Source organism: Klebsiella sp. P1954, assembly GCF_018199955.1.
In the GTDB taxonomy this organism is placed as follows: Bacteria; Pseudomonadota; Gammaproteobacteria; order Enterobacterales; family Enterobacteriaceae; genus Klebsiella; species Klebsiella pneumoniae.
The window spans coordinates 2,050,513-2,076,966 of record NZ_CP073373.1; the positions used below are offsets into that span (position 1 = coordinate 2,050,513).

Genomic DNA, 26,454 nt, shown 5'->3' on the forward strand with positions numbered 1-26,454 from the left:
GGCGCTGACGCCGCCAACACATCTGCAGCCTGAAGTATCACGGGTTAAGATGGTTTTAAAAAAGGTGAGCTTACCCTATATTAGCGCAACGCACTTACTTGGTTACAGGCCGATAACGTCCATGAATGATATAGATACACTCATCAGCAACAATGCACTATGGTCAAAAATGCTGGTGGAAGAGGACCCCGGCTTTTTTGAGAAACTGTCGCAGACGCAGAAACCGCGCTTCCTGTGGATTGGCTGTTCGGACAGCCGCGTTCCCGCTGAGCGACTCACCGGCCTGGAGCCTGGCGAACTGTTCGTGCATCGTAACGTAGCGAACCTGGTGATCCACACCGATCTCAATTGTCTGTCGGTGGTGCAGTATGCCGTCGATGTCCTGGAAGTCGAGCACATTATTATCTGCGGCCACTACGGCTGCGGCGGCGTGCAGGCGGCGGTGGAGAACCCGGAGCTGGGGCTTATCGACAACTGGCTGCTGCATATCCGCGATATCTGGTTTAAGCACAGCTCGCTGCTCGGTGAAATGCCAGAGGAGCGCCGTCTGGATACCCTTTGTGAACTGAACGTGATGGAACAGGTGTACAATCTGGGACATTCGACGATTATGCAATCCGCGTGGAAGCGCGGACAGAAGGTGACCATCCACGGCTGGGCTTACGGGATTCACGACGGACTGCTGCGCGATCTGGATGTCACCGCTGTGAGCAGGGAAACCCTCGAACAGCGCTATCGCCACGGGATCTCCAACCTCAAGATCAAGCACATCAACCACAGATAGCCTTCAGACTTCGCCACCCTGGAGAGCGCGGCGCGCGCTGTCCAGAGTGGGATATCCCCTTACTCGTCCAGCAGGGTGACTTTGCCGATATACGGCAGATGGCGGTAGCGCTGAGCATAGTCGATACCGTAGCCCACCACGAACTCATCCGGAATCGCGAAACCGACGTATTCAACCGGGACGTTCACTTCGCGGCGGCTGGGTTTATCAAGTAGCGTACAAATGGCCAGCGATTTCGGCTCGCGCAGGCTGAGGATTTCGCGAACTTTAGACAGGGTATTGCCGGAGTCGATGATGTCTTCCACGATCAGAACGTCTTTACCACGGATGTCTTCATCCAGATCTTTAAGGATTTTCACATCACGAGTGGTGGACATGCCGCTGCCGTAGCTGGAGGCAGTCATAAAATCGACTTCATGCGGCACCTGCACTTCACGGCACAGGTCGGCCATGAACATAAACGAGCCGCGCAGCAGCCCCACCAGCACCATTTCGCTGCCGCTGTTCTGATAATGTTCGTTGATTTGACGACCCAGTTCCGCGATACGCGCTTTGATCTCGGATTCCGGGATCATCACTTCTACAGTATGTTTCATAATACTAACCATTTGATTCTAAATATAAATCATCAAAGCCGCTGCTTTCGCCCCGACGATGACCGGCAAGCCATCCAGTATACCAGCAAAAAGAAATCTTCGGTGCAGGGATTAATAAAGCCATATTTGTGATTCCGATCACACTTGTTAAATCCTATAATTAATTGCAGTTAAAAAATTTAACAAACACATGAGTAACTTTTTATGGCTGAAACAAAGTCTCAACAATCAAGGCTCCTGGTGACGCTGACTGCGCTATTTGCAGCGTTCTGCGGCCTCTATCTATTAATCGGCGGGGCATGGCTGGTCGTGCTTGGCGGCTCCTGGTACTACCCTATCGCCGGGCTGGTGATGCTGGGCGTGACCGTAATGCTGTTCCGCGGCAAGCGCGCTGCGCTGTGGCTGTACGCCGCGCTGCTGCTGGCGACCATGATCTGGGGCGTCTGGGAAGTTGGTTTCGACTTCTGGGCGTTGACGCCGCGTAGCGATATCCTCGTCTTCTTTGGCATCTGGCTGATCCTGCCCTTTGTCTGGCGTCGTCTGCCGGTGCCTTCCGCTGGCGCCGTTGGCGCGCTGGTCGTCGCCCTGCTGATCAGCGGCGGCATGCTGACCTGGGCTGGTTTTAACGACCCGCAGGAAGTCAACGGCACCCTGAGCGCCGACGCTACGCCGGCCGCACCGATTTCCACCGTCGCCGACGGCGACTGGCCGGCCTATGGCCGTAACCAGGAAGGCCAGCGCTTCTCCCCGCTGAAGCAGATTAACGCCGATAACGTGAAGAACCTGAAGGAAGCCTGGGTGTTCCGCACCGGCGACCTGAAACAGCCGAACGATCCGGGTGAAATCACTAACGAAGTGACGCCGATTAAAGTCGGCGATACGCTCTTCCTGTGTACCGCTCACCAGCGCCTGTTTGCGCTGGACGCCGCCACCGGTAAAGAGAAGTGGCATTTTGACCCGCAGCTGAACGCCGATCCGTCGTTCCAGCACGTCACCTGCCGCGGTGTTTCTTATCACGAAGCGAAAGCGGATAACGCCCCTGCCGACGTCGTCGCCGACTGTCCGCGCCGCATTATCCTGCCGGTGAACGATGGTCGCCTGTTCGCGGTAAACGCCGACAACGGTAAGCTGTGCGAAACCTTTGCTAATAAAGGTATTCTCAATCTGCAGACCAACATGCCGGTCACCACGCCGGGCATGTATGAACCCACTTCACCGCCGATCATCACCGATAAAACCATCGTGATTGCCGGCGCGGTCACCGATAACTTCTCTACCCGCGAGCCGTCAGGCGTGATCCGCGGCTTTGATGTGAATACCGGTAAACTGCTGTGGGCCTTCGATCCGGGTGCGAAAGATCCGAACGCCATCCCGAGCGATGAACATCACTTCACGCTCAACTCGCCGAACTCATGGGCGCCTGCCGCCTACGACGCTAAGCTGGATCTGGTCTATCTGCCGATGGGCGTGACCACTCCGGACATCTGGGGCGGCAACCGTACGCCGGAGCAAGAGCGTTATGCCAGCTCGATTGTGGCACTGAACGCCACCACTGGTAAGCTGGCCTGGAGCTATCAGACCGTCCATCACGATCTGTGGGATATGGACATGCCTTCCCAGCCGACGCTGGCTGATATTGAGGTCAACGGCAAAACCGTACCGGTCATCTATGCCCCAGCGAAAACCGGCAACATCTTCGTGCTGGATCGTCGTAACGGCGAGCTGGTGGTCCCGGCGCCGGAAAAACCGGTTCCGCAGGGCGCTGCCAAAGGTGATTACGTTACCAAAACCCAGCCCTTCTCCGATCTGAGCTTCCGTCCGAAGAAAGATCTGACCGGCGCGGACATGTGGGGCGCCACTATGTTCGACCAGCTGGTGTGCCGCGTGATCTTCCACCAGCTGCGCTATGAAGGTATCTTCACCCCGCCGTCTGAGCAGGGCACCCTCGTCTTCCCGGGTAACCTGGGGATGTTTGAATGGGGCGGTATCTCCGTCGATCCGAACCGTCAGGTGGCTATCGCCAACCCGATGGCGCTGCCTTTCGTCTCAAAACTGATCCCGCGCGGGCCAGGCAATCCGATGGAGCCGCCGAAAGATGCGAAAGGCTCTGGTACCGAGTCCGGCGTGCAGCCGCAGTACGGCGTCCCGTACGGCGTAACGCTGAACCCGTTCCTGTCGCCGTTCGGCCTGCCGTGCAAACAGCCGGCCTGGGGGTATATCTCCGCCCTGGATCTGAAAACCAACGAAGTGGTATGGAAAAAACGTATCGGTACTCCGCAGGACAGCCTGCCGTTCCCGATGCCGGTTAAACTGCCGTTTACCATGGGGATGCCGATGCTGGGCGGTCCGATCTCCACGGCCGGTAACGTCCTGTTCATCGGCGCGACTGCAGATAACTACCTGCGCGCGTACAATATGAGCAACGGCGAGAAGCTGTGGGAAGCCCGTCTGCCAGCCGGCGGTCAGGCGACTCCGATGACCTACGAAGTGAATGGCAAACAGTATGTTGTCATCTCTGCCGGCGGTCACGGCTCGTTCGGTACCAAAATGGGCGATTATATTGTCGCCTATGCGCTCCCGGATGACGCCAAATAAAACGCAAAACGGCAACGAAAGTTGCCGTTTTTTTTGGTGTTCCGTCCTTCTTCCCGTAGGGGATGGCAGCAGGTCGCAGAGACTTAAACCGTGAACCCCAACATCATCCCGGTGTCTTCATGTTCCAGCAGGTGGCAGTGGGCCATATAGGCAAACTCCTTCGGCGCCGGATGATCAAACTTCACTAATACTTCACTCACGTCCCCTTCCACACGAACGGTGTCTTTCCAGCCGCGACGATGCGCCGCTGGCGGCTTGCCGTTTTCGCTGAGGATACGGAACTGGGTGCCGTGGATATGGAACGGATGCAACATCATGTCGCCCTTACCAGAAATCACCCAGCGCTCATACTGGCCTCTGGCGGCGGCAAACATCGGCTCATTCATGTCGAAGGCTTTGCCGTTGATGCGGTTGGCGTTATGGAAATCAAAGCCCTTGCCTGACGACATGCCATGCTCCATGCCGGATCCGTGGTTCATGCTCATGTCGCCGTGATGCATATTCCCCATGTCGCTCATGTCGCCATGCCCCATCATGCCGTGATCCATTCCGGCCATCGCCTGGTCGCCATACTTCTCCATCAGCGCCTGCATGCCCATCCGGTCGAGCATCGGATCCATCGACAGCTGGAGCTGACGCTGCGTCAGCCCCGTCAGGGACGGTAACGCCGGGAGAGCGGCCAGAGTATCCAGCAGCTTGCCGGAGGCGGGAATGACCAGCGGCTGGACGCGCAGTACCGGCTGTGGTTTATCAAAAGGCGCAATCGCCATGCCCATCTGGCTCACCGGCAGGGTCATCAGATCGAAAGGTTTACCGTCGCTGGTGTCCACCAGCACCTCAAAGCGTTCCCCCATCAAGACCGGCAATTCATCGACCTTGACCGGCTCGGCCAACAGACCGCCATCGCTGGCCACTACGTACAGCGGGCGCTTATCGCTGGTGGCAAAATTGAGGGAACGGGCATTACAGCCGTTCAGCAAGCGCAGGCGCAGCCAGCCGCGCGGCGCGGCATGTTCGGGATAGAGGGCCCCATTGGTCAGTAGCGTATCGCCAAACCAGCCGACGGCGGCGCTCATCACATCCAGCTGATAGTCGATCTCGCCGGCGGCGGTGAACTTCTTATCCTGGACGATCACCGGCACATCATCGATTCCCCACTGCTTAGGCAGCAGCAGGCGCCCGCTCTCTTCATCCTCGATCAGCACCAGGCCGGCCAGGCCCATCGCCACCTGCCGGCCGGTGCTTCCATGCTGATGCGGATGAAACCAGCAGGTCGCCGCCCGCTGCGTTGGCGTGAAGCTTACCGTGCGGGTGGCACCCGGCGCGATAACCCCCTGTGGCCCCCCGTCGACCTCGCCCGGTACCTCCAGACCATGCCAGTGCAGCGTGGTCTCTTCCGCCAGCTGGTTAGTAATATCCACCGTGACGGTCTTCCCCTGCGTCAACTGCAGCGCAGGGCCCAGCAGCGACCCGTTGTAGCCCCAGGTAGTGGCATTCAGGGCGCCAAACCGCGTTTTGCCCGCCTGGATCCTGAGCGCGATGCGGTTGCGCGCATCGGCGGCTAACAGCGACGGTATCGGCAGAGCCGGGCGACTGGCGGCAAAGACCGCCCGGCTCCATAACGGCAATGCGCTGGCCATGCCGACCGCGGCGGTCAGTTTGAGGAAGTCTCGACGTTGCATATTCACATCCTTTTATTCTGCGGGCGAATATTTGAGCTTAAACCCTACCGTAACGGGAAGGTCAAGCAGAAGAGTAAGAATAAAGATCGGCGCTGTGTAAAGAAGTATGCTAATTTGAAGCGTCGGTGATCTAATGGTAGAAAAAATGAAGACGCTTTTCAGAACAATGGTACTCGGCAGCCTGCTTGCTCTCTCCGCCAACAGCTACGCGCTCAGCGAATCCGAAGCGGAAGATATGGCTGATTTAACCGCGGTTTTTGTGTTTCTGAAAAACGACTGTGGCTACCAGAACCTGCCCAACACGCAGATCCGTCGCGCGCTGGTGTTCTTTGCCCAACAGAACCAGTGGGACCTGAGCAACTATGACAGCTACAACATGAAAGCGCTTGGCGAAGACAGCTATCGCGATCTTAGCGGCATTAACATTCCGACGGCGAAAAAATGTAAAGCGCTGGCCCGCGATTCGCTCAGCCTGCTGGCTTACGTTAAATAATTCCCTGCGCGGGCGGCAACGCTCCGCGCCTTTAGCATTTCAATTTCCCCCTTTAAATATTTATATTTATTATTGTATATAAACAAACTTTATTTAATTGCGAACCTATCAATTTGCCAAATAAAGTAAACCCATAATAATGAAGAATGACTAAAAAACTAATAAAATATCATTATTCATATATTGAAAAATAAAAAGCACCCTTCTAGAATCCGGTAAAAATATACCTACTTCATGGACTGAAATTGTGAATATCTCGCTGACTCTTCGTGTTATCCCACTCGCCGCGCTGTTAGTAGCCGGCTGTAGCAATACCTCTTCCCGCCAGCCGGTTAAACCGATCGCCACGCCGCTGACGTCACAGCAGCAGGCAGAGCAGGAGCGGGCGGCCAGCGAACAAGCGCGCATTGAATCCTGTCGCCAGGCGCTGGATTCGCTAAAAGAGGTTAACCCACAGCAAGCCACTAAACTCAGCAATGAATTTAACGCTTTAGTGCGCGCGGCGTCACAATACAATATCGTGCGCGAGAAAGTGGCGGATCCTACCCGGCTTGGCATTGACTCCATGTATCAGTTTAAATCCATCAAACTGTGCGCCGATATCCAGAAAACGCTGATCGATAGCCTGGTACAGCGTGGTGAAAGCAAACAGCCATGAACAGAGCCGCCACGCTGACCCTCAACGCGCCCCTGCTGATGCTCGTCGCTGCGCTGGCGCTTTCAACCCCCTTCACCGCCGGCGCCGCGCCGGCCTTTCTTGATTACGCCCAACAGCAAACCCAGCAATCTCAGGCGCAAGAAAAAAACGATGCCGCAAGCGCAAAACAAACACAAGAAAACCGCCAGAGCGCAGATAATAAAAAAACCGGTACCAGCACCTCACAATTACAAAAAAGAATCACCAGCCAGCAGGCGGCGATTGCACAAAAAGATAAGCTTATACAGCAATTAAAAAAACAGCTTGCCGCTACGCCGCAAACGGATACTGCCGGAGCGAATGAGCAAGCGGCGTTGAATAAGAGAATTAATGAATTACAGGTCGCCTTAAGCGCCGCTACTGCAGAAAAAGAGGCATTAATAAAAAAAGCAGGCGTTGTGCAGAATAATAATCTAAAGCAAAGCCAGGCCGCGGCGCGTCAGCAGATCCAGCAATTAACGACGCAGATTCAGCAAGCCGAAGCTGAAAATAAACGCCTCAGCGCCAGCTTTACCACGCTTAATAAAGATAAACACGCGCTAATGACCCGACTGGCCGCTGCGGAAAAAGAGAAGCAGGCCGCTCTTGAGCAGGTCAAAGCGCTTAACGCTGACAAACAGCCGCTGACTACCCGACTGGCCGCCGCGGAAAAAGAGAAACAGGCCGTCCTCGAGCAGGTTAAGGCCCTTAACGCCGATAAGCAGTCGCTGACTATTCGCCTCGCCGCTGCGGAGAAGGCGCAGCAGGCCGCTCTTGACCAGGCTAAAGCGCTTAACGCTGACAAACAGCCGCTGACGACCCGGCTGGCCGCCGCGGAAAAAGAGAAACAGGCTGTCCTCGAGCAGGTTAAGGCCCTTAACGCCGATAAGCAGTCGCTGACTATTCGCCTCGCCGCTGCGGAGAAGGCGCAGCAGGCCGCTCTTGACCAGGCTAAAGCGCTTAACGCTGACAAACAGCCGCTGGCGACCCGGCTGGCCGCCGCGGAAAAAGAGAAACAGGCCGTCCTCGAGCAGGTTAAGGCCCTTAACGCCGATAAGCAGTCGCTGACTATTCGCCTCGCCGCTGCGGAAAAGACGCAGCAGGCTGCCCTCGATCAGGTCAAAGCCCTTAACGCCGATAAACAATCGCTGTCCACCCGGCTGGCCGCCGCGGATAAAGCGCCGCATGGCCCCGCTAACGACGCCGCTGCGCCAAAAAATGAGCCACCAGAGATGGCGGCCATAGTGGCAGCCTATCGCCTGCAGGCGGATAAAGACAACGCCCAGCTACGGATAAAAGAAGATGAAATCGAACTGCTGAGAACGCAGCTTTCTGTACAGTCCAAAACGCGCAGCGGCGAGAGCGCCGCTGCCAAACTCAGCGCATCGGGAGAACAGCAGGCTTATGCGATCGGCGCCTCGATGGGAAGCGAGGCGCTCAACGTCCTTACCACCCGTCGCACTCAGGGAGTTACCGTCGACGCAGGCCTGGTGCTGCAGGGCATCGAAGATGCCTTTCGCGGCCAGCTTCGTCTCGGAGAGCAGGAACGTAACAAGGCGCTGTTTGATGTGTCGCAGCAGGTTTTTCAGAACCTGAATAAAATAGAGCAGAAAAACATCAGTGCCGGCAAGAAATATCAGCAGGCCTTTGCGCGCAAAAAAGATGTGGTCTTTAAAGAGGGCGTCTACAGCCGCGTCGATTACCCGGGTAAAGGAAAAATAAGCGGTAATGACCTGGTTACCGTGGTGATCAAAGAGATGCTGACGGACGGGACGGTGATCAACGATATGGAAGCGAAAGATCAGGCGCTTACGCAAAAGCTGGATGCCTATCCCCCGGTGTTTCGCGAACCGCTGAAGCGTCTACAGAACCACGGCTCTGTGACGCTCGTCGTCCCGCCTGAAAAGGCCTATGGCAGTAAAGGATTACCGCCAAAAATCCCGCCAGGCGCCACCATGGTTTATTCCGTGCGGATAGTAGATAGCCAACCCGAGCCGGCAAAATAGCCTCATCCTCTCCACCGCCCTTCCGGGGCGGTGGCTGTTATTCCTGCCTCATTGCTGCAATAACCGCCGTGCATCCTCATCTATAGTTGTCTATGATGTTGCACTCGTTTTACGGGTGTAACAGATGTTAACGAAGGAGGAGCCTTATCGTGGCCGATAATCCACTGTGGCATGAAACGCTGCATGACCATTTTGGTCAGTATTTTAGCGTTGATAACGTGCTGTACCACGAAAAAACCGATCATCAGGATCTGATCATCTTTGATAACCGCGCCTTTGGCCGGGTGATGGCGCTGGATGGCGTCGTACAAACCACCGAACGCGACGAGTTCATCTATCACGAAATGATGACCCATGTGCCGCTGCTGGCTCACGGCAACGCGAAGCATGTGTTGATCATTGGCGGCGGCGATGGCGCGATGCTGCGCGAAGTCTCTCGTCACCGTAGCATCGAAACCATCACCATGGTGGAAATCGACGCCGGGGTAGTTTCATTCTGCCGCCAGTACCTGCCGAACCATAACGCCGGCGCCTATGACGATCCGCGCTTTACGCTGGTGATTGATGATGGCGTCAATTTTGTTAATCAGACGACGCAAACGTTTGACGTGATCATTTCGGACTGTACCGACCCTATCGGCCCGGGAGAAAGCCTGTTCACCTCGGCTTTTTATGAAGGCTGCAAACGCTGCCTGAACCCGGGTGGGATCTTTGTTGCCCAGAATGGCGTCTGCTTCCTGCAACAGGATGAAGCGGTAGGCAGCCATCGCAAGCTAAGCCACTATTTTCGCGACGTCAGCTTCTACCAGGCGGCAATTCCAACCTATTACGGCGGGATCATGACCTTTGCCTGGGCGAGCGACAATGAGGCGCTGCGCCATCTCTCCAGCGAAATCATTCAGGCGCGCTTTCACAAAGCCAACCTGACCTGCCGTTACTACAATCCGGCAATCCATACGGCGGCCTTCGCCTTACCACAATATCTGCATGATGCTCTGTCCGCACCGTGACGCGAAATAAGGGGGTGAACTAAATTGAAAAAATTGAAGCTGCACGGCTTTAACAACCTGACCAAAAGCCTGAGTTTTTGTATCTACGATATCTGTTACGCCAAAACGGCAGAAGAGCGCGACGGCTACATCGCCTATATCGACGAACTCTATAATGCCAATCGCCTGACGGAGATCCTGACAGAAACCTGTTCTATTATTGGCGCCAATATCCTGAATATCGCCCGTCAGGATTATGAACCCCAGGGCGCCAGCGTGACCATTCTGGTCAGCGAAGAGCCTGTCGATCCCAAGCTGATTGACCAGACCGAACATCCTGGCCCGCTACCGGAAACCGTGGTCGCCCATCTCGATAAGAGCCATATCTGCGTGCATACCTACCCGGAGAGCCATCCGGAGGGCGGCCTGTGCACCTTCCGCGCCGATATCGAAGTTTCAACGTGCGGCGTCATTTCCCCGCTTAAAGCGCTGAACTATCTGATTCACCAGCTGGAATCGGACATTGTGACCATTGACTACCGTGTGCGCGGCTTTACCCGCGATATCAATGGGATGAAGCATTTTATCGATCATGAAATCAATTCGATTCAGAACTTTATGTCCGACGATATGAAGTCGTTGTATGACATGGTCGACGTCAACGTTTATCAGGAAAATATCTTCCATACCAAAATGTTGCTCAAGGAGTTCGACCTTAAGCACTACATGTTCCATACCCGACCGGAAGAGTTGACTGCCGAAGAGCGCAAGGTCATTACCGACCTGCTATGGAAAGAGATGCGCGAGATTTACTACGGCCGCAATATTCCTGCCGTGTAATCTATGAAATGCCCGGCGGCGCTTTTGCTTGCCGGGCCTGTAGTTCTGCGCCGCCCGACATAAAAGGCGTCATTAACGCTGCTGCATAAACTCACGATAGGCGGCGACCACCTGCAGGAAATCCTCAACACCGCACAGAGAGAGACTTTCTTCGTCGTAGTAGCTCATCCCCTCCTCGATTTCGTCGCCGGAAAACTCCAGCTGATTGGCGCGGATCATCACCTCTTCGCCATCCAGCCACAGCGTATATTCATGCCCGGCACGCTGCCAGGAACGCTCGCTGCCCTTCACGGTGCGCGCAGCCTGCTCCACTTCGTCCAGCAGAGCAAGATTGCCTTTCACCTCCTCGTTGAACCAGTGGCCGATCGCCTCGTGATCCATCGACATTCGCACCTTTACCACTCCGGTAATATCGCGCAGAAATTCGTAATCCATAGTCTTTTCCTCTGCAAGGGCAATGCGTCACCGCTGCACTGTACCCATGCAGTAATTATCGCAGCAGACAGAAAGAAAAAAAGCGTAGCGGGCGGGAGGTTTGGAAATAAAAATGCCCGGTGATGCAATGTTCACCGGGCATTGGAGAGTTTATCGCCAAACGGTCAGCCGGGCTGACCGAATGGTTTACACCGCGGTCTGGAAGATCACGCCGTCAGCTTTTTCAGTGTACTGATCCAGCTGGTTGAAGTTCAGATAACGGTAGGTATCTTCCGCCGTCTTATCCACCTGCGCCACGAAGGTCTGGTACTCTTCCGGCGTCGGCAGTTTGCCGAGCAGCGAAGCCACCGCTGCCAGTTCGGCAGAGGCCAGATAGACGTTAGCGCCGGTACCTAAACGGTTCGGGAAGTTACGGGTAGAGGTGGAAACCACCGTCGCGCCGTCGGCCACGCGCGCCTGGTTACCCATACACAGGGAACAGCCAGGGATTTCGATACGCGCCCCGCTCTTACCAAACACGCTATAGTAGCCTTCTTCGGTCAGCTGCGCGGCATCCATACGGGTTGGCGGCGCCACCCACAGGCGAGTCGGCAGTTGGCCTTTGTGGCTATCCAGCAGCTTACCGGCGGCACGGAAGTGGCCGATGTTGGTCATGCAGGAGCCGATGAACACTTCGTCGATCTTCTCGCCCTGCACATCAGACAGCAGGCGGGCATCGTCCGGATCGTTCGGCGCGCACAGAATCGGCTCTTTAATATCCGCCAGATCGATGTCGATCACTGCCGCGTATTCCGCGTCAGCATCGGCTTCCAGCAGCTGCGGATCCGCCAGCCATTTTTCCATGCCCTGGATACGACGCTCCAGGGTACGGCGGTCACCGTAGCCTTCGGCGATCATCCACTTCAGCAGAACGATGTTGGAGTTCAGATACTCAACGATCGGCTCTTTATTCAGCTTGATGGTGCAGCCGGCGGCAGAACGCTCCGCCGAGGCATCGGTCAACTCGAACGCCTGCTCGACTTTCAGATCCGGCAGACCTTCGATCTCGAGGATGCGACCAGAGAAGATGTTTTTCTTACCTTTCTTCTCCACGGTCAGCAGGCCCTGCTTGATGGCGTACAGCGGGATGGCGTGGACCAGGTCACGCAGGGTGATCCCCGGCTGCATTTTACCTTTGAAACGCACCAGCACCGATTCCGGCATATCCAGCGGCATCACGCCGGTCGCGGCGGCGAAGGCCACCAGACCAGAGCCTGCCGGGAAGGAGATGCCGATTGGGAAACGGGTGTGGGAGTCACCGCCGGTACCCACGGTATCCGGCAGCAGCATGCGGTTCAGCCAGGAGTGAATCACGCCATCGCCCGGACGCAGAGAAACACCGCCGCGGTTCATGATGAAGTCCGGCAGAGTGTGGTGCGTGGTAACGTCAACCGGCTTCGGGTAGGCCGCGGTGTGGCAGAAGGACTGCATCACCAGGTCTGCAGAGAAGCCCAGGCACGCCAGGTCTTTCAGCTCATCACGGGTCATTGGACCGGTGGTGTCCTGAGAACCGACGGAGGTCATTTTCGGTTCGCAATAAGCGCCCGGACGGATACCGGCAACGCCGCAGGCGCGGCCAACCATTTTCTGCGCCAGCGAGAAGCCGCGGGTGCTTTCCGCCACGTCTTTCGCCTGACGGAAGACATCGCTGTGCGGCAGGCCCAGCGCTTCACGCGCTTTGGTGGTCAGACCGCGACCGATGATCAGCGGAATACGGCCGCCGGCGCGCACTTCGTCGATCAGCACATCGGTTTTCAGCTCGAAGCTGGCCAGCAGTTCGTTGGTCTCGTGGTTACGCACTTCGCCTTTGAACGGGTAAACGTCGATTACGTCGCCCATGTTCAGGTTAGACACATCAACTTCGATAGGCAGCGCGCCCGCATCTTCCATGGTGTTGAAGAAAATTGGCGCGATTTTACCGCCCAGACACAGGCCGCCGCCGCGCTTGTTCGGCACGTTCGGGATATCGTCGCCCATAAACCACAGCACCGAGTTGGTGGCGGATTTACGTGAAGAACCGGTCCCGACCACGTCGCCGACGTAGGCCAGCGGGTAGCCTTTCTGCTGCAGGGCTTCGATCTGTTTGATTGGGCCAACCACGCCCGGCTGATCCGGCTCAATGCCTTCGCGGGGGTTTTTGAGCATTGCCAGCGCATGCAGCGGGATATCCGGGCGCGACCACGCATCCGGCGCCGGAGAGAGATCATCGGTGTTCGTTTCGCCGGTGACCTTGAAGACGGTAACAGTGATTTTCTCTGCCAGCTGCGGACGGTTCAGGAACCACTCGGCGTCAGCCCAGGATTGCATAACCTGTTTAGCATGCTCGTTACCCGCTTTGGCTTTCTCTTCCACGTCGTAGAAGTTATCGAACATCAGCAGGGTATGGGAGAGCGCTTTCGCGGCAATCGGCGCCAGTTTCGCGTCGTCCAGCGCATCGATCAGCGGATGGATATTGTAACCGCCCTGCATGGTGCCCAGCAGTTCAACGGCTTTTTCAGGGGTAACCAGGGGGGAGGTCGCTTCGCCTTTGGCGATCGCGGCAAGGAATCCAGCTTTAACATAGGCGGCTTCGTCGACGCCCGGCGGTACACGGTTAATCAGCAGGTCTAACAGGAATTCTTCTTCGCCCGCAGGCGGGTTTTTCAGCAGTTCTACCAGCGCGGCCATTTGGGTTGCATCTAAGGGTTTGGCAACAATCCCCATGGCGGCACGCTCAGCTACGTGCTTACGGTATTCTTCTAGCACGACGGTTCTCCTCGCTCTCATTGTCATAATGCGGCCTACACGTCTTCAATCAATCTGCCTCTGTCCTGGCTTAGCTTGCCGCGTGACGCATCTTGAAGGATTTAGTGGCTGGGCGATTTTCTTCACGCTCCTGTGAGACAGCAGTTTGTAGGGTAAATGCCCGATACCGCGTCGGCAGCATAGCAGGATTTTTGAAAGGTGTTAATCTGTTTACAAAAAAGCAACATTAAAATTTAGCTGAATCGTTAAGGGCAGGATATTGCAGGCTTTCTGTTCAAATCCCGCGACAAAAATTCCTTTCCGCGTACAACGCCACGGGCCGATCCCAACAATAATCAATAAAAAGCCATACCGCTTACTTATACTCAGCAAACGCGCCGTTTTCGCAGATACTTTAGCGAGATGGGTTACTTTTTGGGTCAGGAGTTTCCATGTCACTGCCGTTCAAACCCCATATTATCGCCCTGCTCTGTAGCGCTGGCTTACTCGCGGCGGCAGGAACACTCTATGTACAAAGCCGAACCCCAGCGACGATCGCTGAACCGCCTGCGCAGCAAGCGCCAGCGCCCGCAGCGTCGACGACACAGCCGGTGGCCGCCACTTACACCCAGGCGCAAATTGATCAGTGGGTCGCCCCTATCGCGCTCTACCCGGACAGTCTGCTGTCGCAGGTGTTGATGGCCTCCACTTATCCCGACAACGTCCTGCAGGCGGTCCAGTGGTCCCAGGATAACCCCGCGATGAAAGGGGATGCGGCCGTGCAGGCGGTTGCCAGCCAGCCGTGGGACCCTAGCGTCAAATCTCTTGTCGCTTTCCCTGCCCTGCTGGCGATGATGGGCGAGAATCCGCCCTGGGTGGAAAATCTTGGCAATGCGTTTTTGGCCCAGCCGCATGATGTGATGGATTCAGTGCAGCGCCTGCGCGCCATTGCCCAACAAACCGGGACGCTGAAATCCACACCGCAGCAGAAAGTGATTGTCACCCCTGCCGCACCGGTTTCAGCCAGCAGCAGCACGGCAGCAACCGCAACCGCCCACACAGCGGCGCCTGCGCCCACGCAGGTCATTAAAATAGAGCCGACCAATCCACAGGTGGTCTATGTTCCCAGCTATAACCCCTCCACCGTCTATGGTACCTGGCCGAACAGCGCCTATCCGCCGGTCTATCTGCCGCCCCCTCCCGGGGAGCAGTTTACCGATAGCTTCGTCAAAGGCTTCGGGTACAGCCTCGGCGTGGCCACCACCTGGGCGCTGTTCAGCAGTATCGACTGGGATGATGATGACCATCACCATCACGATGACGACTACCGCCACGGCGATTACTCGCATAATGGCGATAACATCAATATTAATGTAAATAATTTCAATCATATAACAGGAGAAAACCTGCCGGGAGACCACGTTAACTGGCAGCACAATCCTGCCTATCGCGGACACACACCGTATCCCGATAATACGGTAGCTCAGCGCTTCCATCAGACCAACGTTTCCGGCGGACTGAGCGCGACCCAACATGCGCCAGTCGATCGCGAAGCGCAGCGCCAGGCAGCGATGACCCAGCTGCAGCATAACGTACCGACGGCCACAGCGGGCAATCTGGCGGCAAACAACGCCTCACGCGACGCCCAGCGTCAGGCGGCCTCGGCGCAGCTGAAGCAAGCCACCCAACGCAGTAATTACCGCGGTTACGACAGCACGCCGACCCAACAGCAGCGTCGCGAGGCGGCAAAAACGCAGCTGAAAACCCCCACGCCGCAGCAACAGCAGCGTCGAGAAGCCGCCAGGAGCCACGAGCAGAACCGCACACCTCAGCAGCAGCAGCGCCGGCAGCAGTTCCAGTCCGCCACGCCAGCCCAGCGTCAGCAGACGCTCAGCCATCTGCGCGCCAACGCCCTTAGCGGCAACGAAAGCCGCGCCCCCTCCTGGCAAGCGCAGCAGGAACGAGGACTGCAGAGCCGCCAGTTATCCGGCGTAAACCGCGAGTTACGCGAGGGCGCCAGAGAACGTCTTTCCGAACACCATGAACTGCGTCGCCGCTAAGGATGAGCAGAATGAGAAACCCATTATCCGTTGCCCTGTTTACGTTAATGCTGTCGCCGCTTGCCGCCTTCGCCCAACAGCAGTTTGCCACGCCGGAACAGGCCGCAACTGCGCTGGCCGAAGCGATCAGCCAGCCTAATGAAGCCGCGCTGAGCGAAGTACTCGGCGATAACTGGCAGCAGTTTTTACCCACGGACGGGATCGACCCTGCCGCCGTCGATCGCTTTCAACGCGACTGGCAGGTGAAACATGTCATCATCCAGCAGGGTGACAAAGCCTGGCTCGATGTCGGTAGCGAGGCATGGCGTCTGCCCGTGCCTATCGTAAAAGCGTCTGAGGGATGGCGCTTTGATATGGCCGCTGGCGAAGAGGAGATCCTCACCCGCGCCATCGGCCGCAATGAGCTGTCGGCGATCGCCGCCATGCATGCCTATGTTGATGCCCAGCAGGATTATTATCATCTGAACCACCGCTGGGCGCAGAAAATCATCAGTAGCGAAGGCAAAAAAGATGGCTTGTACTGGCCAACTTCGCCGGGCGAAGCGCCAAGCCCGCTCGGTCCGGCCTTTAGCCCGACGGTGCCCGGTAGCGGCTACCATGGCTATCGCTTTCGAATTATCGCCGGTCGCGATGACCAGAGCGTCGCCTTGCTGGCCTGGCCGATAGCCTGGGGTGAAACCGGCGTGATGAGCTTTATGATCGATCAGCAGGATAGGGTCTATCAGGCCAATCTCGGTGAAGAGAGCGCCGCAAAGGCACAGGAGATAACGCGTTTTACCCCCGACGCTGACGCCGGCTGGCAGGTGGCAGAACCTTAAAAAAAACGCCCGGTTGCACTCACGCAACCGGGCGTTTTCATTCACTTAGCCCTGGTGAGGCATCAGAGAAGGATCGCCGGCAAAGGCTGGTTTTGTGCTGGATAATGCCGCTTCGTCAGCGCTGATGCTACCGGAATTCGCCGCCCATACCCCTTCATTGGTCTTCGTCACCTGCTGATGCTGGGCATTCAGATCCTGGCCCATCGCCGCAATGTGGGTCGTTTCCGTACCGCCGCTGTTGTCCGCCCAGGGAATGTTGGCGTCAGCGGCGCAAGCCACACCGGTAAAAAACGTTGCAGCGACCAGCGCTGTGGTTAAAAAGCGTTTCATCTCACACCTCATCGATATCATTAACTACCTATAAGTTTACTGAGTGACTATTTTCAAAGTATGTATGAGGTGTAGCGGTTTATGAACAGTGACATAGTTCTAAACATCAGGCATAAAAAAAGCGGCTCCCGGAGCCGCTTATGCTTTTTTCCTGAAAGAAAAAGTTACTTTTTCTTCGCTTTGGCGTTTGGCAGGTCGGTGATGCTGCCTTCGAACACTTCCGCCGCCAGGCCAACGGACTCGTGCAGAGTCGGGTGAGCGTGGATGGTCAGGGCGATGTCTTCAGCGTCACAGCCCATCTCGATAGCCAGGCCGATCTCACCCAGCAGCTCGCCGCCGTTGGTGCCGACAATCGCGCCGCCGATAACACGGTGGGTCTCTTTGTCGAAGATCAGTTTGGTCATACCATCTGCGCAGTCAGAAGCGATAGCACGGCCGGAAGCAGCCCACGGGAAGGTGGCGGTTTCGTAGCTGATGCCTTTCTCTTTCGCTTCTTTCTCGGTCAGACCGACCCATGCCACTTCTGGTTCAGTGTAGGCGATGGATGGGATCACTTTCGGATCGAAGTAGTGTTTCAGACCGGAGATAACTTCTGCGGCAACGTGGCCTTCATGGACACCTTTGTGCGCCAGCATCGGCTGGCCGACGATATCGCCGATAGCAAAGATGTGCGGCACGTTGGTGCGCATTTGTTTGTCAACGCGGATGAAGCCGCGATCGTCAACTTCCACGCCAGCTTTACCTGCATCGAGGTTTTTACCGTTCGGTACGCGGCCGATAGCGACCAGCACTGCGTCGTAACGCTGCGCTTCCGCCGGTGCTTTTTTACCTTCCATGGAAACGTAAATACCGTCTTCTTTCGCTTCAACGGCAGTCACTTTGGTTTCCAGCATCAGGTTAAATTTCTTGCTGATGCGTTTGGTGAAGACTTTCACCACGTCTTTGTCGGCAGCCGGGATAACCTGGTCGAACATTTCCACCACGTCAATCTCTGAACCCAGCGCATGGTATACGGTACCCATTTCCAGACCGATGATACCGCCGCCCATCACCAGCATGCGTTTCGGTACAGATTTCAGTTCCAGAGCGTCGGTGGAGTCCCATACGCGCGGATCTTCATGCGGGATAAACGGCAGCTGAATCGGACGGGAACCCGCCGCGATGATAGCGTTGTCGAAGTTGATCACGGTTTTGCCGTTTTCGCCTTCCACTTCCAGGGTGTTAGCGCCGGTAAATTTACCCAGACCGTTAACCACCTTCACTTTACGACCTTTGGCCATGCCAGCCAGACCACCGGTCAGCTGAGTGATGACTTTTTCTTTCCAGGTGCGGATCTTGTCAATGTCAGTTTTCGGTTCGCCGAAAACGATGCCGTGTTCGGCCAGCGCTTTCGCTTCTTCGATAACTTTTGCCACGTGCAGCAGCGCTTTAGAAGGGATACAACCCACGTTCAGACAAACACCACCGAGGGTGCTGTAACGTTCTACGATGACGGTTTCCAGACCTAAATCAGCGCAACGGAAGGCTGCAGAGTAACCTGCGGGGCCTGCCCCAAGTACCACGACCTGAGTTTTGATTTCAGTACTCATCATGACCTCTGTAATTTATATCCGGCGGGTCTGACGCTATTATTCTTACGCCCAAGTCCACCGGGACGTTCTATCCGCGTGTATTTTACAAAATTGTTAACAATTTTTAAACAACAAACGGCAAACGATTTTGTCCTTTGTTGCTGATAATCCCCAACAGCCTGAGGTTATCAGAAAAAAGCCGGCCGTCAGGCCGGCTTTTTCGATTACATCACCAGGCGGCGAATGTCGCTCAGGGTGTTGTTAATGATGGTAATGAAGCGGGCACCATCAGCACCGTCGATGACGCGGTGGTCGAAGGACAGAGAGATCGGCAGCATCAGGCGCGGCACAAACTCTTTACCATTCCATACCGGCTCCATCGCGGACTTAGACACGCCGAGGATGGCCACTTCCGGCGCGTTAACAATCGGCGCGAAGTGGGTGGTACCCAGGCCGCCGATGCTGGAGATGGTGAAGCAACCGCCCTGCATTTCGCCAGCCGTCAGTTTGCCATCGCGCGCTTTCTTCGAGATGGTGGTCAGTTCACGAGACAGCTCGGTGATGCTCTTCTTGTTCACGTCTTTGAAGACCGGAACCACCAGACCGTTCGGGGTATCCACCGCCACACCGATGTTGATGTATTTCTTCAACGTCAGGCGCTGACCATCTTCGGAGAGCGAGCTGTTGAAGCGCGGCATCTGCTCAAGCGCAGCGGCAACCGCTTTCATGATGAAGACCACTGGAGTGAATTTCACGTCCAGTTTACGCTTCTCAGCTTCGGCATTCTGCTGCTTGCGGAACGCTTCCAGATCGGTGATATCGGTTTTGTCGAAGTGGGTAACGTGCGGGATCATCACCCAGTTACGGCTCAGGTTGGCGCCAGAGATTTTCTGGATACGACCCAGCTCCACTTCTTCGACTTCGCCAAACTTGCTGAAGTCAACCTTCGGCCACGGCAGCATGCCCGGGATACCGCCGCCTGCGGCAGCAGCCGGTGCGGATTCAGCGCGTTTAACCGCTTCTTTCACGTAAGCCTGAACGTCTTCGCGCAGGATACGACCTTTACGGCCGGTGCCTTTCACTTTCGCCAGGTTAACACCGAACTCGCGCGCCAGACGGCGAATCAGCGGGGTCGCGTGAACGTAGGCATCGTTTTCAGCGAATTCGCTTTTACCTTCTGCTTTCGCAGCCGGCGCAGCGGCAGGCTTAGCGGCCTGAGCCGGGGCAGCAGCTGGTGCCGGTGCAGCAGCCTGAGCCGGAGCGGCGGCAGGCGCAGCGCCTTCCACTTCGAAGACCATGATCAGGGAACCGGTTTTGACTTTATCGCCGGTGCTGATTTTGATCTCTTTAACGGTACCCGCGAACGGCGCCGGAACTTCCATAGAGGCTTTGTCGCCCTCTACGGTGATCAGGGACTGTTCTGCCGCGACTTTATCGCCGACTTTAACCATCACTTCGGTGACTTCAACTTCGTCGCCGCCGATGTCCGGGACGTTAACATCTTTCACGCCTGCTGCGGCAGCCGGAGCCGCAGCAGCCGGCGCGGCAGCCTGTGCCGGAGCGGCTGCAGGCGCAGCGCCCGCCACTTCGAAGATCATAATCAGGGAGCCGGTGGAAACTTTATCGCCGGTATTGATTTTGATCTCTTTGACGGTACCGGCGAACGGCGCCGGAACTTCCATAGAGGCTTTATCGCCTTCTACGGTGATCAGGGATTGCTCAGCGGCGATGGTGTCGCCCACTTTAACCATGATCTCAGTGACTTCGACTTCATCGCCGCCGATATCCGGGACGTGAACTTCTTTCGCTGCCGCGGCAGCCGCTGGAGCAGCGGCTGCCGGAGCGGCTTCTTTCTTCTCTTCCTGCGCAGGTGCAGCGGCGGCTGCACCTTCGGCGGAATCGAAAATCATAATCAGTTTGCCAGTCTCGGTTTTGTCGCCGACGGAGACTTTAATCTCTTTCACGACGCCAGCCTGCGGAGACGGGACTTCCATAGAGGCTTTGTCGCCTTCTACGGTGATCAGCGACTGTTCAGCTTCTACTTTGTCGCCAACTTTGACCAGGATCTCGGTGATTTCAACTTCATCAGCCCCGATGTCCGGTACTTTGATTTCGATAGCCATTATTCTTTTACCTCTTACGCCAGACGCGGGTTAACTTTTTCTGCATCGATGTCGAATTTCGCGATAGCGTCAGCCACCACTTTCTTATCGATTTCACCACGTTTAGCCAGTTCGCCCAGCGCTGCTACGACCACATAGGAAGCATCGACTTCGAAGTGGTGACGCAGGTTTTCACGGCTGTCGGAACGACCGAAGCCATCGGTACCCAGTACGCGGTAATCATCAGCCGGTACGTAAGTACGAACCTGCTCAGCGAACAGTTTCATATAGTCAGTGGATGCCACTGCCGGAGCGTCGTTCATTACCTGAGCGATATACGGCACGCGCGGGGTTTCCAGCGGGTGCAGCATGTTCCAGCGTTCGCAATCCTGGCCATCACGCGCCAGTTCGGTGAAGGAGGTAACGCTATACACGTCGGAACCCACGCCGTAGTCTTTCGCCAGGATCTGCGCTGCTTCACGCACGTGACGCAGGATAGAACCGGAGCCCAGCAGCTGAACTTTACCTTTGCTACCTTCGATGGTTTCGAGTTTGTAGATACCTTTACGGATACCTTCCTCGGCGCCTTCCGGCATGGCCGGCATGTGGTAGTTTTCGTTCAGCGTAGTGATGTAGTAGTAAACGTTCTCTTGCGCTTCGCCGTACATACGGACCAGACCATCATGCATGATGACAGCCACTTCATAGGCGTACGCCGGGTCGTAAGAGATACAGTTCGGGATAGTCAGCGACTGAATGTGGCTGTGACCATCTTCGTGCTGCAGACCTTCGCCGTTCAGGGTAGTACGACCGGAAGTCCCGCCAATCAGGAAGCCGCGAGCCTGCTGATCGCCAGCCGCCCAGCACAGATCGCCGATACGCTGGAAGCCGAACATCGAGTAGTAGATGTAGAACGGGATCATCGGCAGGTTGTTGGTGCTGTAAGAGGTCGCAGCAGCCAGCCAGGATGCGCCTGCGCCCAGCTCGTTGATCCCTTCCTGCAGAATCTGGCCTTTCTCGTCTTCTTTGTAGTAAGCAACCTGCTCACGGTCCTGCGGGGTATACTGCTGGCCGTTCGGGCTGTAAATACCGATCTGACGGAACAGACCTTCCATACCGAAGGTACGCGCTTCGTCGGCGATGATCGGCACCAGACGATCTTTGATCGACTTGTTCTTCAGCATCACGTTCAGGGCGCGAACGAAAGCGATAGTGGTAGAGATTTCTTTGTTTTGCTCTTCCAGCAGCGCGCTGAAGTCGGCCAGGGTCGGCAGCTCGAGTTTCTCAGTGAACTTCGGCTGACGAGTCGGCAGATAGCCGTTCAGCTTCTGACGCTGAGCGTGCAGGTAAGTGTGCTCTTCGGAACCTTCCGGGAAGGTTACGTACGGCAGTTTTTCGAGATCGGCATCCGCCACCGGCACATTGAAACGATCGCGGACGTAGCGAACACCGTCCATGTTCATTTTCTTAACCTGGTGCGCGATGTTCTTACCTTCAGCGGTATCGCCCATACCATAACCTTTAATGGTATGCGCCAGGATCACGGTCGGCTGACCTTTGGTCTCCTGCGCTTTCTTCAATGCAGCGTAGACTTTCTTCGGATCGTGACCACCGCGGTTCAGAGCCCAGATCTGCTCGTCAGTCCAGTCAGCGACCAGGGCAGCGGTTTCCGGATATTTGCCGAAGAAGTGCTCACGAACGTAAGCGCCGTCTTTGGATTTGAAGGTCTGGTAGTCGCCGTCAACGGTTTCGTTCATCAGCTGAATCAGCTTACCGCTGGTGTCTTTACGCAGCAGCTCATCCCAACGGCCGCCCCAGATAACCTTGATAACGTTCCAGCCAGCACCACCGAAGATGCCTTCCAGTTCGTTAATGATTTTGCCGTTACCGGTGACCGGGCCGTCCAGACGCTGCAGGTTGCAGTTGATGACGAAGACCAGGTTGTCCAGTTTTTCACGGGTGGCGATGGTGATAGCGCCTTTTGATTCCGGCTCATCCATCTCGCCGTCGCCCAGGAAGGCGTAAACGGTTTGTTCGGAGGTGTCTTTCAGACCGCGGTGTTCCAGATATTTCAGGAATTTGGCCTGATAGATAGCGCCCAACGGCCCCAGACCCATGGATACGGTCGGGAACTGCCAGAATTCCGGCATCAGTTTCGGGTGCGGATAAGAGGACAGACCCTTGCCGTGAACTTCCTGGCGGAAGTTGTCCATCTGCTCTTCGGTCAGACGGCCTTCCAGGAACGCACGTGCATATACGCCCGGAGAGATGTGACCCTGGAAGTACACCAGATCGCCGCCATCTTTCTCAGTGCGCGCACGGAAGAAGTGGTTGAAGCAGACTTCGTAGAAGGTCGCGGAAGACTGATAGGACGCCATGTGGCCGCCCAGTTCGAGATCTTTTTTCGACGCGCGCAGAACGGTCATGATGGCGTTCCAGCGAATCGCAGAACGAATGCGACGTTCCAGATCCAGATTGCCCGGGTATTCCGGCTCATCTTCAACGGCAATAGTGTTGACGTAGTTGCCGGCGGAAGCGCCTGCAGCAACCTTCACTCCGCCTTTACGGGCTTCAGAAAGGAGTTGGTCAATCAGATACTGAGCGCGCTCAACACCTTCTTCACGGATGACCGATTCGATCGCCTGTAGCCAGTCGCGAGTTTCGATCGGATCCACGTCATTGTGTAAACGTTCTGACATGGGGGTATTCCTTATCTATCTAATCGTTGATTAATCTGGAACCTGTCCCATTGAACTCTTCGTTCTTCACGCTGGAACAACCAAAAATTCAATAAGACAGGTTCTGCGTTTAGTTGCCGCGCTCTAAAAATGGCGCTTAAGAACCGGAGTTCTCGTCCTTTCGTTGCTGTAAACGACGCAGTGAGCGCTCTCGACGGCTCTGCTCACGACTACGATCCAGCAAAATTTCCTCAATGAACGCCAGGTGACGGTGCGACGCTTCACGCGCCTGCTCCGGCTCCCCGGCCATTATCGCCTCGAAAATGCGAGTGCGATGGTTGCTGACCAACGGGAGCATTTCCCGCCGGGCATACAGCAATTCAAAGTTCTGACGCACGTTTTGCGCCAACATCGGCTCCATACACCTTAGCAGATGAAGCAACACCACATTGTGTGCCGCCTCGGTGACGGCGATTTGATACTGGACGACGGCGCCGGACTCAGCGTCCAAATCGCCCGACTGCTGAGCGCGTTCAATAGCCTGATGCAGTTCACGGATACGGTCGCGATCCTCATCATTGCTGCGCAGCGCCGCGTAATAGGCCGCGATGCCTTCCAGCGCGTGACGGGTCTCAAGCAGATCGAATTGGGATTCAGGGTGATCGGACAGCAGCTCAACCAGCGGATCGCTGAAGCTCTGCCACAGGCGGCTCTGAACAAACGTTCCACCTCCCTGACGACGAAGCAACAAGCCCTTGGCTTCGAGGCGTTGAATCGCCTCACGCAGCGAGGGGCGGGAAACGTCGAACTGTTTAGCCAGTTCGCGTTCTGGCGGGAGTTTTTCACCGGGGCGCAAGGTCCCCTCAAGAATCAGAAACTCCAGCTGCTGCTCTATCACATCGGATAATTTTGGTTGGCGGATTTTGCTGTAGGCCATATTCCCTGTCTCTGCCATTAGCCCGGAGTCAATTGGTCTTACCAATTTAAAGTTCGTAGCGCTAAAGTAACAAAGTATTCACCTTCTGTCCATACAGGTTTTGATTGAAATCAGTAAACCTGGGACATTTTAACAACCTTACAGAAATAACATTTCAGAAATGTAACCTTGCACAAATGTTACGTTTACTCACAAAGAGGTAGCCTTAACTTTATAGAAACGAAAAATTACGCTTTCTGAACCGATTCAACGCTGCAATAAATGAATACAGAGTCACTTAAAGTGAATAAATAATGACAAAGCAGCATGCATCAAAATACGACAGATTGTGACTATTGATGTCTTTTTAGACACATCGTCATCATCCCTTCATAAAGCAGGTGCATTCAAACGCGCTTACCACTATTCTGCCGGAGACGAAAGGCCTTTTTCGGAATTACCACACAGCCTTCCGTAAACAAAACAATACAGAAACGGAAGTTACTGAATACACAAACACAACAATATGTGCGCGCCATCACTCAGGTAAAAAGTGGGCCACTTCGCCCAAATTTTCGCTGGCTATGCTTTCAGGCAGGGACAGCAGTGAAGCAGCAACCTGACGGATGACGTACACAAAAAATAACCACACACGAGGTTTCATATGGAAGGTCAACAGCACGGCGATCGGCTGAAGCGCGGCCTGAAAAACCGTCACATTCAGCTCATCGCGCTGGGCGGGGCTATCGGCACCGGCCTGTTTCTGGGGAGCGCGTCCGTCATTCAGTCCGCCGGACCGGGTATCATTCTTGGTTACGCTATCGCCGGTTTTATCGCTTTCCTGATCATGCGTCAGCTGGGCGAAATGGTGGTGGAAGAGCCGGTGGCCGGCTCATTTAGCCACTTTGCTTACAAATACTGGGGCGGTTTTGCCGGCTTCGCCTCCGGCTGGAACTACTGGGTACTGTATGTCCTGGTGGCCATGGCGGAACTGACCGCCGTTGGCAAATATATCCAGTTCTGGTGGCCGGAAATCCCTACCTGGGCCTCGGCGGCGGTCTTCTTCATCGCCATCAACGCCATTAACCTGACCAATGTCAAAGTGTTCGGTGAAATGGAATTCTGGTTCGCGATTATCAAAGTGGTCGCCGTAGTGGCGATGATTTTGTTCGGCGGCTGGCTGCTGTTCAGCGGCAACGGCGGCCCGCAGGCGACGGTACGTAACCTGTGGGACCAGGGGGGCTTCCTGCCGCACGGCTTTTACGGGCTGGTGATGATGATGGCGATCATCATGTTCTCCTTTGGCGGCCTGGAGCTGGTGGGGATCACCGCCGCGGAAGCGGATAATCCGGAGCAAAGCATTCCTAAAGCCACCAATCAGGTTATTTACCGTATTCTGATCTTCTATGTTGGTTCGCTGGCGGTGCTGCTCTCCCTGCTGCCGTGGACCCGCGTCACCGCGGACACCAGTCCGTTCGTCCTGATCTTCCATGAACTTGGCGATACGCTGGTGGCAAACGCTCTGAACGTGGTGGTGCTGACGGCAGCACTGTCGGTTTATAACAGCTGCGTGTACTGCAACAGCCGTATGCTGTTCGGCCTTGCTCAGCAGGGCAACGCGCCAAAAGCGCTGCTCAGCGTCGACAAACGCGGCGTGCCGGTGAATACCATTCTCGTCTCGGCCCTGGTCACTGCGCTGTGCGTGCTGATCAACTACCTGGCGCCTGAATCTGCTTTCGGTCTGCTGATGGCGCTGGTGGTCTCAGCCCTGGTCATCAACTGGGCGATGATCAGCCTCGCGCATATGAAATTCCGTCGCGCCAAAAAGCAGCAGGGCGTGGTCACGCGTTTCCCGGCCCTCTTCTATCCGCTGGGCAACTGGCTGTGCCTGCTGTTTATGGCGGCGGTGCTGGTGATTATGCTGATGACCCCGGGGATGGCGATTTCCGTCTGGCTGATCCCGGTATGGATTGCAGTGCTGGGCGTGGGCTACCTGTTTAAAGAGAAAGCCGCCGCCACCATAAAAGCACAATAATACATCTCATCAATACTTCACTTTGCTCTGCGCCCTCCCCTGAATAATGGGCGCAGAGCATTGTTATCTGCTTCACACTTTCCCC

At 55.8% G+C, this 26,454-nt stretch carries 20 protein-coding genes and 1 pseudogene; 11 read left to right on the forward strand and 10 right to left on the reverse strand.

Features of this window, described 5'->3' with window-relative positions:
* Window positions 1-121: 121 nt before the first annotated feature.
* Complete coding sequence (gene can, locus KB890_RS09975) at window positions 122-784, forward strand: carbonate dehydratase (RefSeq protein WP_002888821.1); 663 nt, start codon at window positions 122-124, stop codon at window positions 782-784.
* 59 nt (window positions 785-843) lie between these two features.
* Here the strand turns inward: can and hpt are convergent, their stop codons facing one another.
* Together hpt and KB890_RS09985 are read right to left on the reverse strand one after the other, a co-directional pair.
* Entirely contained in the window at window positions 844-1,380 is a 537-nt protein-coding gene (gene hpt, locus KB890_RS09980; protein WP_002888819.1) for a hypoxanthine phosphoribosyltransferase, read from the reverse strand.
* 4 nt (window positions 1,381-1,384) lie between these two features.
* Window positions 1,385-1,504 (reverse strand): hypothetical protein, encoded by a 120-nt coding sequence (locus KB890_RS09985; RefSeq protein WP_012542835.1) that lies wholly within the window; start codon window positions 1,502-1,504, stop codon window positions 1,385-1,387.
* Between the two features lie 80 nt (window positions 1,505-1,584).
* Between KB890_RS09985 and KB890_RS09990 the strand changes: the two genes are divergently transcribed.
* Window positions 1,585-3,975 (forward strand): glucose/quinate/shikimate family membrane-bound PQQ-dependent dehydrogenase, encoded by a 2,391-nt coding sequence (locus KB890_RS09990; protein ID WP_002888816.1) that lies wholly within the window; start codon window positions 1,585-1,587, stop codon window positions 3,973-3,975.
* An 83-nt stretch (window positions 3,976-4,058) separates the two neighbouring features.
* Here KB890_RS09990 and cueO read toward each other — a convergent pair whose 3' ends face one another.
* Window positions 4,059-5,657, reverse strand: coding sequence for a multicopper oxidase CueO (gene cueO / locus KB890_RS09995; protein WP_004894197.1), 1,599 nt, complete (start codon window positions 5,655-5,657; stop codon window positions 4,059-4,061).
* 145 nt (window positions 5,658-5,802) lie between these two features.
* Between cueO and KB890_RS10000 the strand changes: the two genes are divergently transcribed.
* The 6 genes and pseudogenes from KB890_RS10000 (at window position 5,803) to speD (ending at window position 10,661) form a co-directional block, all read left to right on the forward strand.
* Window positions 5,803-6,150 carry a YacC family pilotin-like protein gene (locus tag KB890_RS10000; RefSeq protein WP_002888808.1) on the forward strand — a complete coding sequence of 116 codons (348 nt, stop codon included), beginning with the start codon at window positions 5,803-5,805 and terminating at the stop codon, window positions 6,148-6,150.
* Between the two features lie 247 nt (window positions 6,151-6,397).
* Window positions 6,398-6,808: a hypothetical protein gene (locus KB890_RS10005; RefSeq protein WP_020324423.1), complete on the forward strand. Its 411-nt coding sequence runs from the start codon at window positions 6,398-6,400 to the stop codon at window positions 6,806-6,808.
* A 581-nt stretch (window positions 6,809-7,389) separates the two neighbouring features.
* Window positions 7,390-7,629 (forward strand): annotated as a pseudogene (locus KB890_RS10010) (peptidylprolyl isomerase); the annotation flags it as partial.
* 9 nt (window positions 7,630-7,638) lie between these two features.
* On the forward strand, window positions 7,639-8,832 hold the full coding sequence (locus KB890_RS10015; RefSeq protein WP_032440684.1) for an FKBP-type peptidyl-prolyl cis-trans isomerase: 1,194 nt from the start codon (window positions 7,639-7,641) through the stop codon (window positions 8,830-8,832).
* A gap of 149 nt (window positions 8,833-8,981) precedes the next feature.
* Window positions 8,982-9,842, forward strand: a complete 861-nt coding sequence (gene speE / locus KB890_RS10020) for a polyamine aminopropyltransferase (RefSeq protein ID WP_002888741.1) — start codon at window positions 8,982-8,984, stop codon at window positions 9,840-9,842.
* A gap of 24 nt (window positions 9,843-9,866) precedes the next feature.
* Complete coding sequence (speD, locus tag KB890_RS10025; RefSeq protein WP_002888739.1) at window positions 9,867-10,661, forward strand: adenosylmethionine decarboxylase; 795 nt, start codon at window positions 9,867-9,869, stop codon at window positions 10,659-10,661.
* Window positions 10,662-10,733: 72 nt separating this feature from the next.
* Here speD and yacL read toward each other — a convergent pair whose 3' ends face one another.
* Window positions 10,734-11,096, reverse strand: a complete 363-nt coding sequence (gene yacL, locus KB890_RS10030; protein WP_002888737.1) for a protein YacL — start codon at window positions 11,094-11,096, stop codon at window positions 10,734-10,736.
* A gap of 186 nt (window positions 11,097-11,282) precedes the next feature.
* Window positions 11,283-13,880 (reverse strand): bifunctional aconitate hydratase 2/2-methylisocitrate dehydratase, encoded by a 2,598-nt coding sequence (acnB, locus tag KB890_RS10035; protein ID WP_002888735.1) that lies wholly within the window; start codon window positions 13,878-13,880, stop codon window positions 11,283-11,285.
* A gap of 431 nt (window positions 13,881-14,311) precedes the next feature.
* On the opposite strand from acnB, the gene KB890_RS10040 reads away from it, so the two are divergent.
* Together KB890_RS10040 and KB890_RS10045 are read left to right on the forward strand one after the other, a co-directional pair.
* Entirely contained in the window at window positions 14,312-15,919 is a 1,608-nt protein-coding gene (locus tag KB890_RS10040) for a DUF3300 domain-containing protein (protein ID WP_004178599.1), read from the forward strand.
* Window positions 15,920-15,930: 11 nt separating this feature from the next.
* Entirely contained in the window at window positions 15,931-16,737 is an 807-nt protein-coding gene (locus KB890_RS10045) for a DUF2950 family protein (protein ID WP_002888733.1), read from the forward strand.
* A gap of 45 nt (window positions 16,738-16,782) precedes the next feature.
* Here KB890_RS10045 and KB890_RS10050 read toward each other — a convergent pair whose 3' ends face one another.
* From KB890_RS10050 to pdhR, 5 genes are all read right to left on the reverse strand, one after another.
* Entirely contained in the window at window positions 16,783-17,067 is a 285-nt protein-coding gene (locus KB890_RS10050) for a hypothetical protein (protein ID WP_002888732.1), read from the reverse strand.
* A 164-nt stretch (window positions 17,068-17,231) separates the two neighbouring features.
* Window positions 17,232-18,656 (reverse strand): dihydrolipoyl dehydrogenase, encoded by a 1,425-nt coding sequence (gene lpdA / locus KB890_RS10055; protein WP_002888731.1) that lies wholly within the window; start codon window positions 18,654-18,656, stop codon window positions 17,232-17,234.
* A gap of 206 nt (window positions 18,657-18,862) precedes the next feature.
* Complete coding sequence (aceF, locus tag KB890_RS10060; RefSeq protein ID WP_004178598.1) at window positions 18,863-20,761, reverse strand: pyruvate dehydrogenase complex dihydrolipoyllysine-residue acetyltransferase; 1,899 nt, start codon at window positions 20,759-20,761, stop codon at window positions 18,863-18,865.
* A 14-nt stretch (window positions 20,762-20,775) separates the two neighbouring features.
* On the reverse strand, window positions 20,776-23,439 hold the full coding sequence (aceE, locus tag KB890_RS10065; RefSeq protein ID WP_002888700.1) for a pyruvate dehydrogenase (acetyl-transferring), homodimeric type: 2,664 nt from the start codon (window positions 23,437-23,439) through the stop codon (window positions 20,776-20,778).
* A gap of 136 nt (window positions 23,440-23,575) precedes the next feature.
* Entirely contained in the window at window positions 23,576-24,355 is a 780-nt protein-coding gene (pdhR, locus tag KB890_RS10070) for a pyruvate dehydrogenase complex transcriptional repressor PdhR (protein WP_002888699.1), read from the reverse strand.
* Between the two features lie 643 nt (window positions 24,356-24,998).
* On the opposite strand from pdhR, the gene aroP reads away from it, so the two are divergent.
* On the forward strand, window positions 24,999-26,369 hold the full coding sequence (gene aroP, locus KB890_RS10075) for an aromatic amino acid transporter AroP (protein WP_004147090.1): 1,371 nt from the start codon (window positions 24,999-25,001) through the stop codon (window positions 26,367-26,369).
* Window positions 26,370-26,454 lie beyond the last annotated feature (85 nt).

Excerpts from the sequence above, each read along its gene's own strand:
- KB890_RS10050 (WP_002888732.1), bottom strand. The coding sequence starts at position 17,067 with ATGAAACGCTTTTTAACCACAGCGCTGGTCGCTGCAACGTTTTTTACC.
- KB890_RS10045 (WP_002888733.1), top strand. The coding sequence starts at position 15,931 with ATGAGAAACCCATTATCCGTTGCCCTGTTTACGTTAATGCTGTCGCCG.
- aceF (WP_004178598.1), bottom strand. The coding sequence starts at position 20,761 with ATGGCTATCGAAATCAAAGTACCGGACATCGGGGCTGATGAAGTTGAA.
- yacL (WP_002888737.1), bottom strand. The coding sequence starts at position 11,096 with ATGGATTACGAATTTCTGCGCGATATTACCGGAGTGGTAAAGGTGCGA.
- pdhR (WP_002888699.1), bottom strand. The coding sequence starts at position 24,355 with ATGGCCTACAGCAAAATCCGCCAACCAAAATTATCCGATGTGATAGAG.
- KB890_RS09990 (WP_002888816.1), top strand. The coding sequence starts at position 1,585 with ATGGCTGAAACAAAGTCTCAACAATCAAGGCTCCTGGTGACGCTGACT.
- cueO (WP_004894197.1), bottom strand. The coding sequence starts at position 5,657 with ATGCAACGTCGAGACTTCCTCAAACTGACCGCCGCGGTCGGCATGGCC.
- KB890_RS09985 (WP_012542835.1), bottom strand. The coding sequence starts at position 1,504 with ATGGCTTTATTAATCCCTGCACCGAAGATTTCTTTTTGCTGGTATACT.
- lpdA (WP_002888731.1), bottom strand. The coding sequence starts at position 18,656 with ATGAGTACTGAAATCAAAACTCAGGTCGTGGTACTTGGGGCAGGCCCC.
- hpt (WP_002888819.1), bottom strand. The coding sequence starts at position 1,380 with ATGAAACATACTGTAGAAGTGATGATCCCGGAATCCGAGATCAAAGCG.
- aroP (WP_004147090.1), top strand. The coding sequence starts at position 24,999 with ATGGAAGGTCAACAGCACGGCGATCGGCTGAAGCGCGGCCTGAAAAAC.
- aceE (WP_002888700.1), bottom strand. The coding sequence starts at position 23,439 with ATGTCAGAACGTTTACACAATGACGTGGATCCGATCGAAACTCGCGAC.
- can (WP_002888821.1), top strand. The coding sequence starts at position 122 with ATGAATGATATAGATACACTCATCAGCAACAATGCACTATGGTCAAAA.
- KB890_RS10000 (WP_002888808.1), top strand. The coding sequence starts at position 5,803 with ATGAAGACGCTTTTCAGAACAATGGTACTCGGCAGCCTGCTTGCTCTC.
- KB890_RS10040 (WP_004178599.1), top strand. The coding sequence starts at position 14,312 with ATGTCACTGCCGTTCAAACCCCATATTATCGCCCTGCTCTGTAGCGCT.